We start from the raw sequence: 14,282 nt of genomic DNA, 5'->3' as shown, positions 1-14,282 counted from the left end.
ATCATGTTCATCTTCTTTTTCAGTACCATCGGTGACATTGCTTTAAGTAATTTGGTTAATAATCTCAAATCTGTAACGTCCCGAAAGCTTAGACAAGAATTTTCCGACCACTTAAATTCTTTTTACTGGAAAGATGTTTTATGGAATGGCTCTTACTTTGTTGCTAGTTGTGGCGGAGTTACTATTTCAACCTTAAGACAATACATTGAAAACCAAAACAAACCTAATTCCGATAAACCCTGACCGCAATTCATCTCACGCTGCTCTGTCGGGTTAGACGTGGGGCTTCTTGCGGAAGAAGCTAAAAAACAGGCAAGGGAAAGCCTCGATGAACTCAATAAGAGCTTCCCTCACCTGAGTTGAAGTGTCGTCAGTCAACGCTTATAAGTTACTTGCAATCACTTCTCGATATAGACTTTTTGGTTGAACACCATTAAGCTGTTTAACAAGACCTTTTTCTTTGAAGATCTGAATAGTTGGGGTACCACTCACGCCAGCATTTTGAGCAATTTCGGGATCTTGTTCGATATCAATTTCTACGAAGTGAATTTTCCCCTCAAACTCATCAACCACTTTATCTAAAATAGGCTTCAAACGGTGACAAGGCCCACACATTGGAGAGACATATTTCACCATAATCGGGCGATCGCTATCGTGGTATAACTTCCGTAGCGCATAGCCGCCGACGTGACGGGTTGCTTGAGGATCGAAGGTTTCTTCGGTATCAGCAATGCTTTCTGAAGGGGTTTCTTCTTTTTTAGCGGGTTCTGAGGTTTCCGCTTGTTTAAACTCCTGCACCAATCCCTTTGCTGATAACCACCGTTCGGCTAACATCGCCCCCATACAACCACTTCCGGCGGCGGTAATGGCTTGACGGAATTCATGGTCTTGAACGTCTCCGACCGCATAAACGCCTTCTACAGAGGTTTCTACACCGCCATGTTGGGTCACAACATAACCTACATCATCGAGTTCGAGCTGTCCTTTGACAATTTGAGTATTAGGCGTGTGGCCAATTGCATAAAATAATCCTCCGACGGAGAGTTCTGTTTCTTCGTCTGTTTGGCGGTTTTTCAGCCGAATGCCTTCCATTTTGCCATTTCCGAAGACATCTACGGTTTCTGTATTCCAGTGAACGGTGACTTTCGGGTGATCGAGTACCCGTTGCTGCATGGCTTTACTGGCTCTGAGTTCATCCCGACGGACTAATAAATGAACGTGAGAACCATATTTTGTTAAATATACCGCTTCTTCGGCTGCACTATCCCCGCCCCCAATAACCGCCAATTCTACGCCTTTGAAAATCGGACTCGCTCCGTCACAAATTGCACAGGCGGAAATTCCATGACTCCAGAATTTATCCTCGCTAGGTAGGTTTAAACGTTTGGCTGTGGCTCCGGTTGCCAATATAATAGTATGGGTTTTGAATTCTCGTTCGTCTGAACGCACGGTAAAAGGACGTTGACTGAAGTCCACTTCGATCACGTCTTCGGTGTAGAGTTCGGCCCCCCAACGTTCGGCTTGGGCTTTCATTCTATCCATGAGTTGTGGCCCGGTGATGCCTTCGGGAAAGCCTGGAAAGTTCTCAACTTCGGTGGTGGTCATTAATTGTCCGCCCGGAATTCCGCCCATTTGATAGCCTTCAAACATCACAGGTTTGAGGTTGGCTCGTCCGGCGTAGATAGCTGCGGTGTAACCTGCTGGCCCTGAACCGATAATGACAACGTTTTCTACTGCTGGATTGCTCATTGCTTTTTAATATAAACTCATAACGACTTCGCTTTAGCTAATTATAGCGAATTTTGAGGATAATTTCAAAATAGGGGAAACGGCAGAGGCACTCATACAAGCGGGAACTAACTTTCAACTCTTGATGTTTTGATAAACTATTGAGAGAATTTTATCGCTTCGGCACTTAAAAATTACAACAATAGACCATGCAAAGAGTCTTAGAACCAGAAGTTATGGACACCAGGGAAGAAGCAGTTGAGTATGACTCAATGGACTTCACCTCCGTCAATACCGCTTTTGCGGAACACACCGTTAGTTTGGGGCCAACAACCGCCCAAGTTCTCGATCTAGGAACAGGAACCGCTCGTATTCCCATTTTAATTGCTCAACAGCGTCCCCAATGGCAACTTATCGCAATTGATTTGTCAGAAAATATGCTCAAAATTGGTCAGCAAAACGTTGAGCGCTCTGGTGTACAAACTCAAGTCAAATTAGAACGAGTGGATGCCAAACAACTCCCCTACTTAGAGGAGCAGTTTGATTTAGTTATTTCTAATAGTATTATACATCATTTGAGCAATCCGATCCCCTTTTTAAGAGAATTAAAACGAGTCCTCAAACCCAAAGGTGGAATACTTTTACGAGATTTATTACGGCCAGTTGATCAAGTTACAAGAGATCATTTAGTTGAACACTATGCCGGAGAGTGTAACGAGCATCAAAGACAACTATTTCGAGATTCATTGCAAGCGGCATTTACGCTCGAAGAAGTTAGTCAAATGATCACAGAAGTGGGGTTCGAGGGCGTAAAAATCTATCAATCTAGCGATCGCCATTGGACGGCCGAACGGGTTCATCAAAGTTGAGAAGGGATTAAAGGATGTGCTGAACGACTTCTCGTAAACAATGATAATCCTCTCGACTGTGAGCCACTAAAAACACCTGTTCGATAGAAGTCTGAGGAAAGGTGTGAAAAAACCGTTGAATTTCTGTTACCGCAATTTGAGTAGCTCGTTGTAACGGAAACCGATAAACCCCCGTACTAATACAGGGAAAAGCGATAGTTTTAACGCCATTTTGTTGAGCTAAACTTAAACTATTGCAATAACAACTGGCTAATAATTCATCTTCATGGTGATTGCCGCCTTGCCAAACCGGGCCAACAGTGTGAATCACCCAACGACAGCGAAGATCGTAACCTGCGGTGATTTTAGCTTCTCCCGTTGGACAGCCCTGTAACTGACGACATTCTGCGAGTAAACCAGGGCCAGCTGCCCGATGAATGGCGCCATCAACGCCACCTCCACCCAACAAGCTTTCATTAGCGGCGTTGACAATTGCATCGACGGGTTGAGTGGTAATATCGCCTTGAATCACTTGAATTTGAAACATGGCTGAATCAATTAACAATTACAAATAGTCTAGGTAAAATATAGCCCTATTATCCTGTATGACGACTCAACTCAAAGTAGGATAAGGATAACCTCAGATTTTTCTTTCTGACCAAATTTAAACTGCTAAACTAATGAGCATTCGCGGTATTGACGTTTCTGACTATCAACCCAACGTAGACTGGAAAAGCGTTGTCGATGCGGGGATTACGTTTGCATTTATCAAAGCAACCGAAGGCCAAACTTTTGTTGCTGAATTCTTTGACACCTACTGGAAACAATCCAAAGCGAGCGGTTTACAGAGAGGAGCCTATCATTTTTTTAGGCCAGCCAGTGATCCCAAAGGACAAGCGGATAATTTTCTCAAGACAGTCAAGCTAGAAGCCGGAGATTTATCCCCCGTTTTAGATATCGAAACCACTGATGGTTTAGACGCTCAAACTTTGTGTGATCGCGCTCAAGAATGGGTAGATATTGTTGAACAAGCAACTGGATTTCGCCCGATTATTTACACTTATCCCGGATTTTGGCAAAGTTTAAATACTAAAAGGTTTTCGGAGTATCCACTGTGGATCGCTCACTACACCAAAGCTGAACAACCGATGATTCCTGGCGGTTGGAAAACTTGGTTATTTTGGCAATTTACGGATCGAGGTCAAATAACAGGGGTGAGTGGTGGAGTTGATGTGAATTTATTTGAAGTTTCTAGCGTGGGAACGACGGGTTCAAAAGTACAGGATTTACAAAGTATATTAAAAAATCGAGGATTTGATCCCGGCCCGATTGATGGAATTTTTGGAAATGGGACTAAAAGTGCAATTTTAAAATTTCAGAAGTCTAAGGGATTAGCTGAAGATGGAATTGCGAATTTAAAAACTTGGACGGCGCTATTAACTCAGCTTGAATTAGCAGTGAGTCCAATACCAGAACCAACACCAGAACCAACACCAGAACCGACACCAGAACCGATACCAGAACCCACGCCTGCACCTCCACAAACGACATTAGATTTCATCAAAGTTTGTAAGGCTTACAAAGGGGAACCAGTCCAAAGTGAGGCGTTAAAATGGTTACAACAGCAAATTTCTGAGACTACATTGCTAGAATTTGCCCAACGTTGGCGCAATTTCTCTCAAGCTCCGAGTCGTTCAATTGATTTAGTAGATGTTTGTAAATATTATCGGGGATTGTCGAATCAAGATGAATCTTTGTTGTGGTTATTTCGACAGATTCCGATTTTCACCTGGATACAATTTGAACAGAAGTGGAATCAACCTCAAGTTCCAACTGTCCCGCCTGATATTCGCTTAGTTGATGTCTGTAAATACTATCAAGAACTTCCCACTCAAAAAGAAGCACTTGAATGGTTACAAGGTCAACTTTCACCAGAAACACTTTCGGAATTTGCTCGACGTTGGCGAAAACCCAATTCTAGGTCTTAAAATTATTTTATAGATAATTAGGAGTTTTTTGTTATTGGTGAGCGATTCTCCGGACGAGACGCTGCGCGAACGCGAAGAATTTCTAATAGACCCTTCCTTTCACTCAGGGTGACATCAAAAATGGGGTGCAGGGGGAGGTAGATAGTTTTTGACTTCTGATTTCTGATTTCTAATCTGAAATTGAAAAAATAATCCTACCGATCATTGTCCGGACTTCCCTTGCTGCCTCTGCTTCTCCTGCTTCCCTGCCACCCTTCTGTCGCAAATATTTAAGTCTTTGATTTGACTTCTGACTTCTTCTGAAACCAGTAGCTTTGAACCTCTATTCGCCAACTGAGGCCGTCGGTATAGGGTATGTAATGAGTTATGATAACCGTCAATAGGGTTTCACCTTCAAGTGAAAATCCAGTTGTCAGATGATCAAATCTGTGATCAAACCTGACGAACAGGTTAAGATATGACCGCAGCCCAGAAGACCAGGCATTTCAACCGTAGTGAGTAGCCGAACCCCTAACGCTTATGGAAACAACTTCCTTTGACATTACCGTACTGATGGTGATCACAATCGTCAGTGGGATAGGTGCTCAAGTGTTAGCGGACTATCTAAGAGTTCCTGCAATTGTCTTCCTACTGCTATTTGGTATCCTAGTCGGCAATGATGGCTTAGGGCTAGTTCATCCCAACTTACTTGGTGAAGGGTTGGAGGTGATTGTTTCTCTATCCGTTGCTCTCATTCTGTTTGAGGGCGGTTTAAACTTAGAATTACGTGCTTTAGGACAAGTTTCTGGGAGTATCCGCAATTTAGTCACCGTTGGTACATTGATCACCCTCACAGGGGGCGGAATGGCTGCCCACTGGTTAGGTGAATTTCCCTGGCCGATCGCCTTTCTCTACGCTTCATTGGTGGTTGTTACCGGGCCAACGGTGGTCGGGCCATTACTCAAACAAGTTTCTGTAGATCGCCGGGTTGCAGCTTTGCTAGAAGGAGAAGGAGTTCTAATCGATCCTGTGGGTGCAATTCTCGCGGTATTGGTTCTGAACGTCGTTTTAAGCGGGAATGCCAATCCTTTAGAACTCTTTCAAGAATTGATAATTCGCCTGGGAATTGGCGCCGGGATTGGTGTGGTTGGAGGTTGGTTACTCGGGTGGAGTTTGAAACAAGGCCAAACGCTATCTGAGGAGTTGAAAAACCTGATTGCTTTAGCCGCCGTGTGGGGTTTGTATGATTTAGCAGAAGTGGTTTACAGTGAATCTGGACTGATGGCGGCGGTGGTTTCCGGGATTACCGTGCGAACTGTTGGTGTACCAGAAATGCGACAGTTAAGGCGGTTCAAAGGTCAGTTAACGATACTGTGTGTTTCAGTGTTGTTTATTTTGCTAGCCGCTGATCTGTCTTTAGAAAGTATTGTCGCTTTAGGTTGGGGAAGTGTTCTCACGGTTTTGGCATTGATGTGGATTGTTCGTCCGATCAACGTCTGGCTTTGTACTTTCAATAGTAATCTCAACTGGCGACAAAAAGCCTTTGTTTCTTGGGTTGGCCCCCGAGGAATTGTCTCTGCTTCAGTTTCTTCTCTGTTTGCGATTTTATTAACGCAACGGGGGATTAACGGGGGAGATTCGATTAAGGCTTTAGTGTTTTTAACGATTATTATGACGGTTGTCACTCAAGGTTTAACCGCTCGTTGGATGGCGAGTTTATTACAAATTAATTCCAGTGCGGCGACTGGTGCGGTGATTGTGGGGTCTAATCCGATGAGTCGGTTGATCGGAACTTTGTTTCAGGAACGGGGTGAATCTGTCGTCATTATAGACACGAATTCTGAAGCGTGTGAACAGGCGAAAAAAGAAGGTTTGCGAGTTTATCAAAGTAGTGCTTTAGATCCAAATGTATTAGAAGAAGCGGGATTAGAATCGATTGGTACGTTTTTAGCAATGACAAGTAACGGGGAAGTTAATCTAGTTTTAGCAGAACGAGCAGCCGAAGAATTTAAACCGCCGCGTGTGTTGGCGCTGTATCCTCGTGATCCCCAATCAAAAGCATCAGCAAATAAGGAAAAAGTACAACAAGCTTTTATTCCCGATGTGCCTCTGAAAAAGTGGAATAAGTTCATGGAAAATCTAGAGGTGAAGTTAGGAGAAACAGTTCTAAAACAACCGGGCTTAGAGTTTCAAAGAGCGCATTTACAAGCTTTGATTCGTTCTAATGAGTTAATCCCGCTATTAATCGAAAGACAAGGGAATTTACAAGTTTTACCCGCTTCGGAAACATGGCAACTTGATGATCGGATTATTTATCTTCTTCATGATCCCAAACCTAAGCTTCTTAAGCGGTTATCCGGTTCACAACAATCAACTCTAACCTTAGAAACACATCCCGTTGTTGAAGCGGTTCCTATTCCAACTCCGACACCCAAAGAAAAAGATAAAGAAGACGAAGCGTTAGAAGAAGTTCCTGTTGAGTAGACGTTAAATATGACCTCACCTCAACCCTCTCCTACAAAGAAAGGGATAAATTGAAACAATCATTTTTATTTTAATTATGGTTAGCACCCCCTCAAAAACTTTCAGCTTAGAGGAATTTCTTCAGTTTCCAGAAACAACACCTGCAAGTGAGTTTATAGAGGGTTATATTTATCAAAAACCCATGCCTCAAGGTAAACATTCCCGCCTTCAACTCAAGCTTTGTAATGCTATTAATGACGTTGTAGAAGATAGAAAAGTTGCTTTGGCATTTCCCGAGTTGCGGTGTACCTTTGGGGGACGTTCGATGGTTCCCGACGTAGTTGTTTTGAGATGGGAAAAGATTCCTTTTGATGGGGAGGGAGAAATAGAAAATCGATTTGAAACCCATCCAGACTGGATGATTGAAATTCTCTCACCCGAACAAGCTTCTACTCGTTCAGTTCGCAATATTTTACACGGTTTACGATGGGGAACTCAATTGGGTTGGTTAATTGATCCGACAGAACGATTTATTTTGGTGTTTCAAGCCGAACAGCAACCTGTTGAATCAATGGGTGAAAACAGTTTAATTGTGCCGGATTTTGTAGAACTGAATCTAACTGTTAATCAAGTATTTGATTGGTTAAAACCCGGAAAATCCAAGTCATAAACCTCACTTCAACCCCCTCCTGCGAGGAGAGGGAGAAGTAATATGATGTCAAATTCATCAATAATTATTCTGTAGGGGCGGGTTCTATCAGATCTATAATACCCATCAGAAATTGAACTAAACCCGCCCTCCTCCTCAAAAATTGATTAAGCGATATTTGGGTACTGTAACCAGAATTGATTAACCTGTTTTTGCCACTGTTTCCAATATTTGTTCATTTCTAGACGGTCTATAAAAGTAATATCGACTTCATTTGGAGTAATTGTAATTAAAATTCCGCTATTAATTTGCACGTTATAGGGATGGCCATAATGTCGATTTAATCCCGCCGTATAAGCCGCCAGTTGTAATTTTTGTTCGTCGTAAATGCGGATACGGTCAGAAAATTTAAACTCAAACACCATTTCATCGGGTAAATTATCAAACTTTCCGACACAATCAACTCGTCCGGCGTAGCCTTCATAATAATGGAAAATCGGACTTTCTACCAGTCGAATATTATGGATTTTGTTGAGGACGGGTAACGCTTTTTCCCAATGACGCTGAAGAATGACCGGACAAGATTTATCCCCATTGTTGAAATAGTTTTCAATTTGGCGATGTCCGAGTCTTCCAATTTGACAGGCTAAATTTGCTTGATAACCTTTATTTTTTCTCCAACAGGCGAGTCGTGCTTTTTCCGCAGGCGATCGCATTTTATCGCGAATCGTTGTGAAACTCGGAAGAAAATTTCCGCGAAGGTCTTGCATCCCACCCAGACCATTTTTAGTGCAGGGTTTTCCAAAGTAACGGGGAAGGGGGTTATTAGACCAGAATTTGTTGTTCATATTTTCAATGCAATTAACTCGACTGAATTAACTGTCGCATTTTTATTTTGGAGTTATTTCCCTGACTTGAAACTGACTTAGCCTGACTTTCCTGACTTAGCCTGACTTTCTGAGTTAACAGTTAAAAAAGCAGTTAAACTGGTATGTTAAAGAAGTGGTTGGTGTAGCAGATGGGGTTCCCAAAGGACTTTTTAGACAAGTTAGCCGATGAGAAGGGACTAACTCACAAAGAAAAAGAGGTTTTTCTTCCACTGTTCGGAGAGGGTAAAACTAGAATAGAAATTGCCCAGATGCTTTTTGTCAATGAAAGTGCTGTTGGTACTCGGCTGACTGGAATTTACAATAAGTTTCAAATTGTAGATAGTGGCCCTGTTAAAGAATGTGGATTAAAGGATTATCTCAATAACCGATATCAACGTTGGCAAGCTGAGAACTCTAATAGCTCATTGTTTACTGAGAACATAGATGTAAGTATCCAAACATTAGTACAAAAAACACGCCAGCAAATTCAGCCCTATATTCAAGAATGTTGCGGTACAATGCGGGTACTTGATATGACGCAACCTATTGAGTTAGGTAAAATCTACACAAACGTTAATATTTTAGAGAAAATTACGGGGAAAACTTGGCGGGAAATTGCCCAATTGCAAGAAAAAGTCAGTCGAGAAAATTTTGAACGTTGGTGTCGGGGTACAGTAAAAGAAGAAAGGATTCCCGGTATAGAAGCGGCTGAAAAGTTCTCGAAGTTGATGATATTGGGAAAACCAGGAGCGGGAAAAACAACATTTCTCAAGCACTTAGCAATTCAGTGTATTGGTGGAGGATTTCAAGCCGAACGAGTTCCAGTATTCATCACGTTAAAAGATTTTGCAGATCTTACGGAACACCCAAATTTATTGGAATACCTTCAAAATTTATTGAAACGTTATTCTGATAAAATGGAAGATATTTCGACTCTATCAAGTCTGTTAAAAGCGGGAAAATTTCTAATTTTATTAGATGGCTTAGACGAAGTTAGAGAAATTGATTCTAGCCGAATCTTGGCTGAGATTAAACAGCTTTCAGAGCAATTTCCTCAAAACCAGTTTGTAATCACCTGTCGGATTGCAGCAAAAGAATACACATTTGAAAAATTTACTGAAGTCGAAGTTGCTGATTTTAACGAAGAACAAATTGCTGATTTTAGTCAGAAATGGTTTCACAGTAAAAACGATCCAGTCAAAGCAGAACGTTTTCTCGAAAAGCTAAAACAAGATGAACCCATTATGGAACTTGCAAGCAATCCTCTACTCCTAACTTTATTGTGTTTGGTGTTTGAAGATGTGGGTAGTTTTCCCAGTAATCGTGCTGAACTTTATGAAATTGGACTTGATGTTTTGCTGAAAAAATGGGATGTAAAGCGTAATATTGAACGCGATCAAGTTTATAAAGGATTATCCCAAAAACGGAAGGAAGACTTACTGAGTCGAATCGCTCACACAACTTTTCAAGGGGGTGACTACTTTTTTAAAAAACGGGAAATAGAAGGTTATATTAGTGAATATATTCAAAATTTACCAAATGCAAAGACCGATCCCAAAGCATTAGAGCTAGATAGCGAAGCTGTATTAAACTCCATAGAAGCACAGCACGGCTTGTTAGTAGAACGAGCAAGAAATATCTATTCTTTCTCACATCTAACATTTCACGAGTATTTAACTGCTCGTAAGATTGTCACCAGTTGTAATCAATACGATCTTATAGAATTAGTTAGTCATATTACAGAACCTAACTGGCGAGAGGTATTTCTTCTGACCGTTCAGATGTTAGATAGTGCTGACAGTTTTTTACTAAGTTTAAAAAAATCAATAGATTTATTAGTACAGAACAATAAAGAATTCCAGAAATTTCTTCTATGGCTATATCACAAAGTTGACTCTATAAAAATTAGAGACAGTCCTAATTTAGCAATAAAAATTTTTTACTTTTGTGCTGAATCGATTTATTCATTTGGCATTTTTTACGAGGCTCAACTTATTGAGATGGTAAAAGAATTTAATGTTGATATTCAGTGCGAACCTGAAATTGATTTAGATTATGAGCTTTATATGTTAGATGATTTTAGTGATAGTCTTTGTTTTTTACCTAAAGATGCTATCATAACCAGCATTGATGATATTTGCAAGCACTATACTTTTAGTTCAGATATTAAAATAAAATTACAAAACCTTAAAACAGAATTGAATAATAGGCTTAGAGAGTTTCCTGACCCTCATCAAGAAAAAGAAGAATTTCAAAAATTATGGGCTTCTGTTCGTCCAATATGGTGCGAAGAACTGAGAAGCTTAATGATTATGTGGCGTAATATTGGACATAAGTGGGACTTGAAGTTAGCTGAACAAGACCTCTTAGAACAGTATTATGATGCTAATTTGTTGCTTGTTGAATGTTTAAATAGTGATTGTTATGTGAGTCGAGAGGTTCGACAAGAGATAGAAGAAACGTTATTATTGCCTATAGAGGAAATTGAAAAGTGGAAATCAAGGAGAAAAGATGAACACTAAAATCAGTATTCAAATCGAACAAAATGAAACCGGATATTCTGCGTATAGTCCAGAAATTGCTGGATATCGAGTTGAGGATAACTCTCTAGACGGAGTAATTGACCAAATTAAAGAAGCTATCAAAGCTTATTTAGTTCAACAGAGTGTCGAACCTCAAACAACAGGACAATCTTTGCTAGAACTTTTTGAACAGGTTACAGGTGATATGACGGATGAGGAAATTAAACAGCTTCCCAAAGATGGCGCTGAACAACACAATTATTATATTTACAAGACTCCGAAACAAGATTGATGAAAACTATATTCGCTGATACATTTTACTGGGTTGCTTCAATAAACCCAGCCGATAATTGGCATAACAGAGTTTTAGAAATTACTAAGACTTTGCAACGGGCTAATCTGGTGACAACTGAAGAAGTTTTAGTTGAAGTGCTAACCTTCTTTTCAACATACGGATATCAAATGCGTCAACGTATTGTTAAACTGGTTGAGGGAATTATTATTAATCCGAATGTTCGGGTAATTCAACAAACACACGAATCATTTATGGATGGTTTAAACCTCTATAAAAATAGACCTGACAAAGGATATAGTTTAACAGACTGTATCTCAATGCAGACTATGCGTCAATTAGATATTATTGAAGTGCTAACCAATGATAAACATTTTACCCAAGAGGGATTTATCATTTTATTACAAGAGGAATAAAATATTATTCCATCACCTTACTGGAAATCATTGGAAAATAATCGTTGAACTATTCCGTCGATGGGTTGCAGAAAATCGTCAATAATGACTGCATTGTATTGAAAAAATACAGATGTATAAAACTACTTCCGTTTGGTCTTTGCTGCTCTTGATTCTATCGTAAACTCTGGAATATCTTGCAATTCAGTTTCACTCAAATTATACTGTTCACAAACTAAACTTAAACGAGTCCCAGTTGTTTTAACTGCATTCACAGAATGGGTGAGATTTCCCTGAAAAAAGAGTAAAGTATTCACTTGAGGTTTAATCTGTCCAACTTGCTTTTTATAAGAACGTAAAACCAGTTCTCCCCCTTGTAAAGAATCGGGAACTTGCACATATAAAACACTCACAAATGCAGGTGGTTCAACGGTTTTACAATAAGATCGTAAAGATCGATCAATATGAGGATCAACTCTTGAACCTGCTTGTAACACCAGAGGGTTAAGATAAAACGCATTACAAGAAGGTTTTAACGCCTGTTCTAGATAGGTTTTAAAGAAAGGAAAGCGCCGTTCAACTTCCGTTTGTTTTGAGCGTTTAAAGACGACTGAAAACCCTTTTGTGTCGATAAAATCACGGTTAAGGTTGTTGATAGCCAGATAAGGACAAGCCAAAATTTCTCCGCGCAGAGAGTTGAGATAGGTTAGAGAGAAAGCATTTTGTTTTTGAGAAAAATAGTTCATTTCTGGATCGAATCGTTTAAAATTTGTGAGAGATCAGTGAGGTTACTCCATGGCACAATCAAATTTTACCAAACTCCAACCGTCTCAACGTTTAATTTCTGCATTATTGTGGCTACTCTCGGCTATCTACATTTATATTTTACTGCTTTCTCCGTCCCAACAACTCCTTCCTGGTGAACCCATTTGGGCTGTTCAACCGGAAACTCTCAAGGAAATTGTCAACGAATCTATTAATTTTTTCTTTATTTTACCACTTTTAAATCTAGCGGGAATTGAATATATGCAAGCCCCAATTATTCATCCTTGGATTGAGAGTTTATTCAACTTTGCGGAAGCCTGGATTTTTATGTTTTTGCCTTTATTACTGGTTGATTCTAAAGGTAAAGAACTCCCAAAGATTATCATTTGGAGTTTGGCAATGTTCCTCACCAATACTTTTTTACTTCCTTATATGGCGTGGCGATTTACTGTTTCTGAACTGCAAACAGAAGAAAAACCAACTAAGGGTTTATTAGCGAAAATATTTGGATTTGTTGGCTTGATTATAGGAATACTCTCTCTTTTTTGGGCGGTTTTTGCTCGACCTGAATTTGGAGATATTCCTACTAAAACCGAATTTTTTATTGAAAATTTAATGAGTAATCGCGTTACGATTGCTTTTTGTGTTGATATGGTTTTATTTTATATTTTTCAAATCATCTTGATGGGAAGTATTGAACCCTTTAATCGTCAAAAGCGATGGCTAAGATTTGTTCCTTTTTGGGGTTTAGCAATCGGGTTAATTTTATAAGCAGTTTTATAGATAGCAACCCATAAAAACATCATCTGAATGAGAGAAAGATCTTGACAACCTTTGACTTTCTCATCCAGATGAGTAGGATAAAAACTATTAACATATCGAAAGTTAAAACTCAGATTATAACTGATTTTAATTGATCTCTAACGAACTCCTGCACAGGATAAAATATCTCCAATCGAGTTAATAATTGAAGCACGACCATAAAGCCGAGGAATGCGAATTCCATTCGGTCGTACAGCCGGATTATGCAAATGGTTTAAATAGCTGTTGGGATCTTGTTTGACTAACCCAATTAAAGTCTCTGCAACAATACTACTTCCTACAGCCCCTAGCGTGTTTCCTCCGGTTTGTAATGCGGCTTCTTTGAGGATATAATACCATAAAGGTGTTCTGTCTCCAAAATTCCCATATTCAAGTGCTTGCTTCAGTTTTTCATTCGGTTCTTTATCAATTAAATCTTCTTTTGTTAGGGGTTGAAAACCAAATGCTTTAGCCATTTTTTGTCCGGTGGGTAGACTCAATGAATAACCTCTGACTAGATTTCGTTGAGCTAAATGAGACATGAATGTATTCGCTCTTACTCCGTCGAGTTGAAGATCAAATAAGCCTTGAGAAATCTTCGGATCGATTTTACGAGCGACGTTAGGAATCGGTTCATCCGGTACAAATCTGACAAAGTTTTCCCAGTCAACACTAAAACTTTTCTTGAGTTGATAATTGTCACCGTTCTTTTCTAGCAAATCAGACTCTTGAGGTCGATCTTTGGAAACACCCAAGAGATTCATAATTTTGACTTGAGACTGACGATTGAGTTGATAAAACGGACGAATCATTGAGTGACCAAACCGAAATCCGGCGACGGAAAATTCTAGCGGCATAAAAACCGAATTTCCACTAAAGCCAGGGAGATAAAAACGCGGCCCGTTGAGCAGGATATCGTCTACAATATTGGGGTCGCAAACTGCTCTGAGATAGTCATTAATGACAACATACTGATAACACCA

The 14,282-nt window shown here is 40.0% G+C and carries 13 protein-coding genes and 1 pseudogene; 9 read left to right on the top strand and 5 right to left on the bottom strand.

Annotation, left to right across the window (positions count from 1 at the left end; all coding sequences use genetic code 11):
• Positions 1 to 243, top strand: a pseudogene (tnpA, locus tag M595_RS29745) (IS200/IS605 family transposase); the annotation flags it as partial.
• A 138-nt stretch (positions 244 to 381) separates the two neighbouring features.
• On the opposite strand, the gene trxB reads toward tnpA, so the two are convergent.
• A complete protein-coding gene (gene trxB, locus M595_RS25735) occupies positions 382 to 1,749 on the bottom strand; it encodes a thioredoxin-disulfide reductase (protein WP_023069499.1) in 1,368 nt (455 codons plus the stop codon).
• Positions 1,750 to 1,937: 188 nt separating this feature from the next.
• Between trxB and M595_RS25730 the strand changes: the two genes are divergently transcribed.
• Positions 1,938 to 2,597, top strand: a complete 660-nt coding sequence (locus M595_RS25730; protein WP_040484684.1) for a class I SAM-dependent methyltransferase — start codon at positions 1,938 to 1,940, stop codon at positions 2,595 to 2,597.
• Between the two features lie 7 nt (positions 2,598 to 2,604).
• Here the strand turns inward: M595_RS25730 and M595_RS25725 are convergent, their stop codons facing one another.
• On the bottom strand, positions 2,605 to 3,123 hold the full coding sequence (locus M595_RS25725) for an O-acetyl-ADP-ribose deacetylase (protein ID WP_023069501.1): 519 nt from the start codon (positions 3,121 to 3,123) through the stop codon (positions 2,605 to 2,607).
• A 133-nt stretch (positions 3,124 to 3,256) separates the two neighbouring features.
• Between M595_RS25725 and M595_RS25720 the strand changes: the two genes are divergently transcribed.
• From M595_RS25720 to M595_RS25710, 3 genes are all read left to right on the top strand, one after another.
• On the top strand, positions 3,257 to 4,564 hold the full coding sequence (locus M595_RS25720) for a GH25 family lysozyme (protein WP_023069504.1): 1,308 nt from the start codon (positions 3,257 to 3,259) through the stop codon (positions 4,562 to 4,564).
• A 519-nt stretch (positions 4,565 to 5,083) separates the two neighbouring features.
• Positions 5,084 to 7,027 carry a cation:proton antiporter gene (locus M595_RS25715; protein WP_023069496.1) on the top strand — a complete coding sequence of 648 codons (1,944 nt, stop codon included), beginning with the start codon at positions 5,084 to 5,086 and terminating at the stop codon, positions 7,025 to 7,027.
• A 76-nt stretch (positions 7,028 to 7,103) separates the two neighbouring features.
• A complete protein-coding gene (locus tag M595_RS25710; protein ID WP_023069497.1) occupies positions 7,104 to 7,676 on the top strand; it encodes a Uma2 family endonuclease in 573 nt (190 codons plus the stop codon).
• Between the two features lie 146 nt (positions 7,677 to 7,822).
• Here the strand turns inward: M595_RS25710 and M595_RS25705 are convergent, their stop codons facing one another.
• Positions 7,823 to 8,503 carry a PD-(D/E)XK nuclease family protein gene (locus tag M595_RS25705; protein ID WP_052001903.1) on the bottom strand — a complete coding sequence of 227 codons (681 nt, stop codon included), beginning with the start codon at positions 8,501 to 8,503 and terminating at the stop codon, positions 7,823 to 7,825.
• 170 nt (positions 8,504 to 8,673) lie between these two features.
• Here M595_RS25705 and M595_RS25700 point away from each other — a divergent pair, with 170 nt between their 5' ends.
• From M595_RS25700 to M595_RS25690, 3 genes are read left to right on the top strand one after another with little or no spacing between them, the layout of a single operon-like run.
• Positions 8,674 to 11,046: an NACHT C-terminal helical domain 2-containing protein gene (locus tag M595_RS25700; RefSeq protein WP_040484683.1), complete on the top strand. Its 2,373-nt coding sequence runs from the start codon at positions 8,674 to 8,676 to the stop codon at positions 11,044 to 11,046.
• Complete coding sequence (locus tag M595_RS25695) at positions 11,036 to 11,338, top strand: hypothetical protein (RefSeq protein ID WP_023069494.1); 303 nt, start codon at positions 11,036 to 11,038, stop codon at positions 11,336 to 11,338. Before M595_RS25700 ends, M595_RS25695 begins: the two co-directional genes overlap by 11 nt.
• On the top strand, positions 11,338 to 11,754 hold the full coding sequence (locus M595_RS25690) for a type II toxin-antitoxin system VapC family toxin (RefSeq protein WP_009785920.1): 417 nt from the start codon (positions 11,338 to 11,340) through the stop codon (positions 11,752 to 11,754). Before M595_RS25695 ends, M595_RS25690 begins: the two co-directional genes overlap by 1 nt.
• 122 nt (positions 11,755 to 11,876) lie before the next feature.
• Here the strand turns inward: M595_RS25690 and M595_RS25685 are convergent, their stop codons facing one another.
• Positions 11,877 to 12,479, bottom strand: a complete 603-nt coding sequence (locus tag M595_RS25685) for a 2OG-Fe(II) oxygenase (protein WP_023069506.1) — start codon at positions 12,477 to 12,479, stop codon at positions 11,877 to 11,879.
• A 49-nt stretch (positions 12,480 to 12,528) separates the two neighbouring features.
• On the opposite strand from M595_RS25685, the gene M595_RS25680 reads away from it, so the two are divergent.
• Complete coding sequence (locus M595_RS25680; RefSeq protein ID WP_023069503.1) at positions 12,529 to 13,269, top strand: membrane protein; 741 nt, start codon at positions 12,529 to 12,531, stop codon at positions 13,267 to 13,269.
• 149 nt (positions 13,270 to 13,418) lie between these two features.
• On the opposite strand, the gene M595_RS25675 is transcribed toward M595_RS25680, so the two are convergent.
• Positions 13,419 to 14,282: peroxidase family protein (locus tag M595_RS25675; RefSeq protein ID WP_023069502.1), on the bottom strand; the 864-nt coding region annotated here is incomplete at its 5' end.

Source organism: Lyngbya aestuarii BL J, from assembly GCF_000478195.2.
Taxonomy (GTDB): Bacteria; Cyanobacteriota; Cyanobacteriia; order Cyanobacteriales; family Microcoleaceae; genus Capilliphycus; species Capilliphycus aestuarii.
The sequence above is the reverse complement of the archived record's forward strand: the minus strand, read 5'-3'. Positions and strand labels throughout refer to the sequence as shown.

Coding starts and splice junctions, on each gene's coding strand:
- trxB (WP_023069499.1), bottom strand. CDS start 1,749: ATGAGCAATCCAGCAGTAGAAAACGTTGTCATTATCGGTTCAGGGCCA.
- M595_RS25730 (WP_040484684.1), top strand. CDS start 1,938: ATGCAAAGAGTCTTAGAACCAGAAGTTATGGACACCAGGGAAGAAGCA.
- M595_RS25725 (WP_023069501.1), bottom strand. CDS start 3,123: ATGTTTCAAATTCAAGTGATTCAAGGCGATATTACCACTCAACCCGTC.
- M595_RS25720 (WP_023069504.1), top strand. CDS start 3,257: ATGAGCATTCGCGGTATTGACGTTTCTGACTATCAACCCAACGTAGAC.
- M595_RS25715 (WP_023069496.1), top strand. CDS start 5,084: ATGGAAACAACTTCCTTTGACATTACCGTACTGATGGTGATCACAATC.
- M595_RS25710 (WP_023069497.1), top strand. CDS start 7,104: ATGGTTAGCACCCCCTCAAAAACTTTCAGCTTAGAGGAATTTCTTCAG.
- M595_RS25705 (WP_052001903.1), bottom strand. CDS start 8,503: ATGAACAACAAATTCTGGTCTAATAACCCCCTTCCCCGTTACTTTGGA.
- M595_RS25700 (WP_040484683.1), top strand. CDS start 8,674: ATGGGGTTCCCAAAGGACTTTTTAGACAAGTTAGCCGATGAGAAGGGA.
- M595_RS25695 (WP_023069494.1), top strand. CDS start 11,036: ATGAACACTAAAATCAGTATTCAAATCGAACAAAATGAAACCGGATAT.
- M595_RS25690 (WP_009785920.1), top strand. CDS start 11,338: ATGAAAACTATATTCGCTGATACATTTTACTGGGTTGCTTCAATAAAC.
- M595_RS25685 (WP_023069506.1), bottom strand. CDS start 12,479: ATGAACTATTTTTCTCAAAAACAAAATGCTTTCTCTCTAACCTATCTC.
- M595_RS25680 (WP_023069503.1), top strand. CDS start 12,529: ATGGCACAATCAAATTTTACCAAACTCCAACCGTCTCAACGTTTAATT.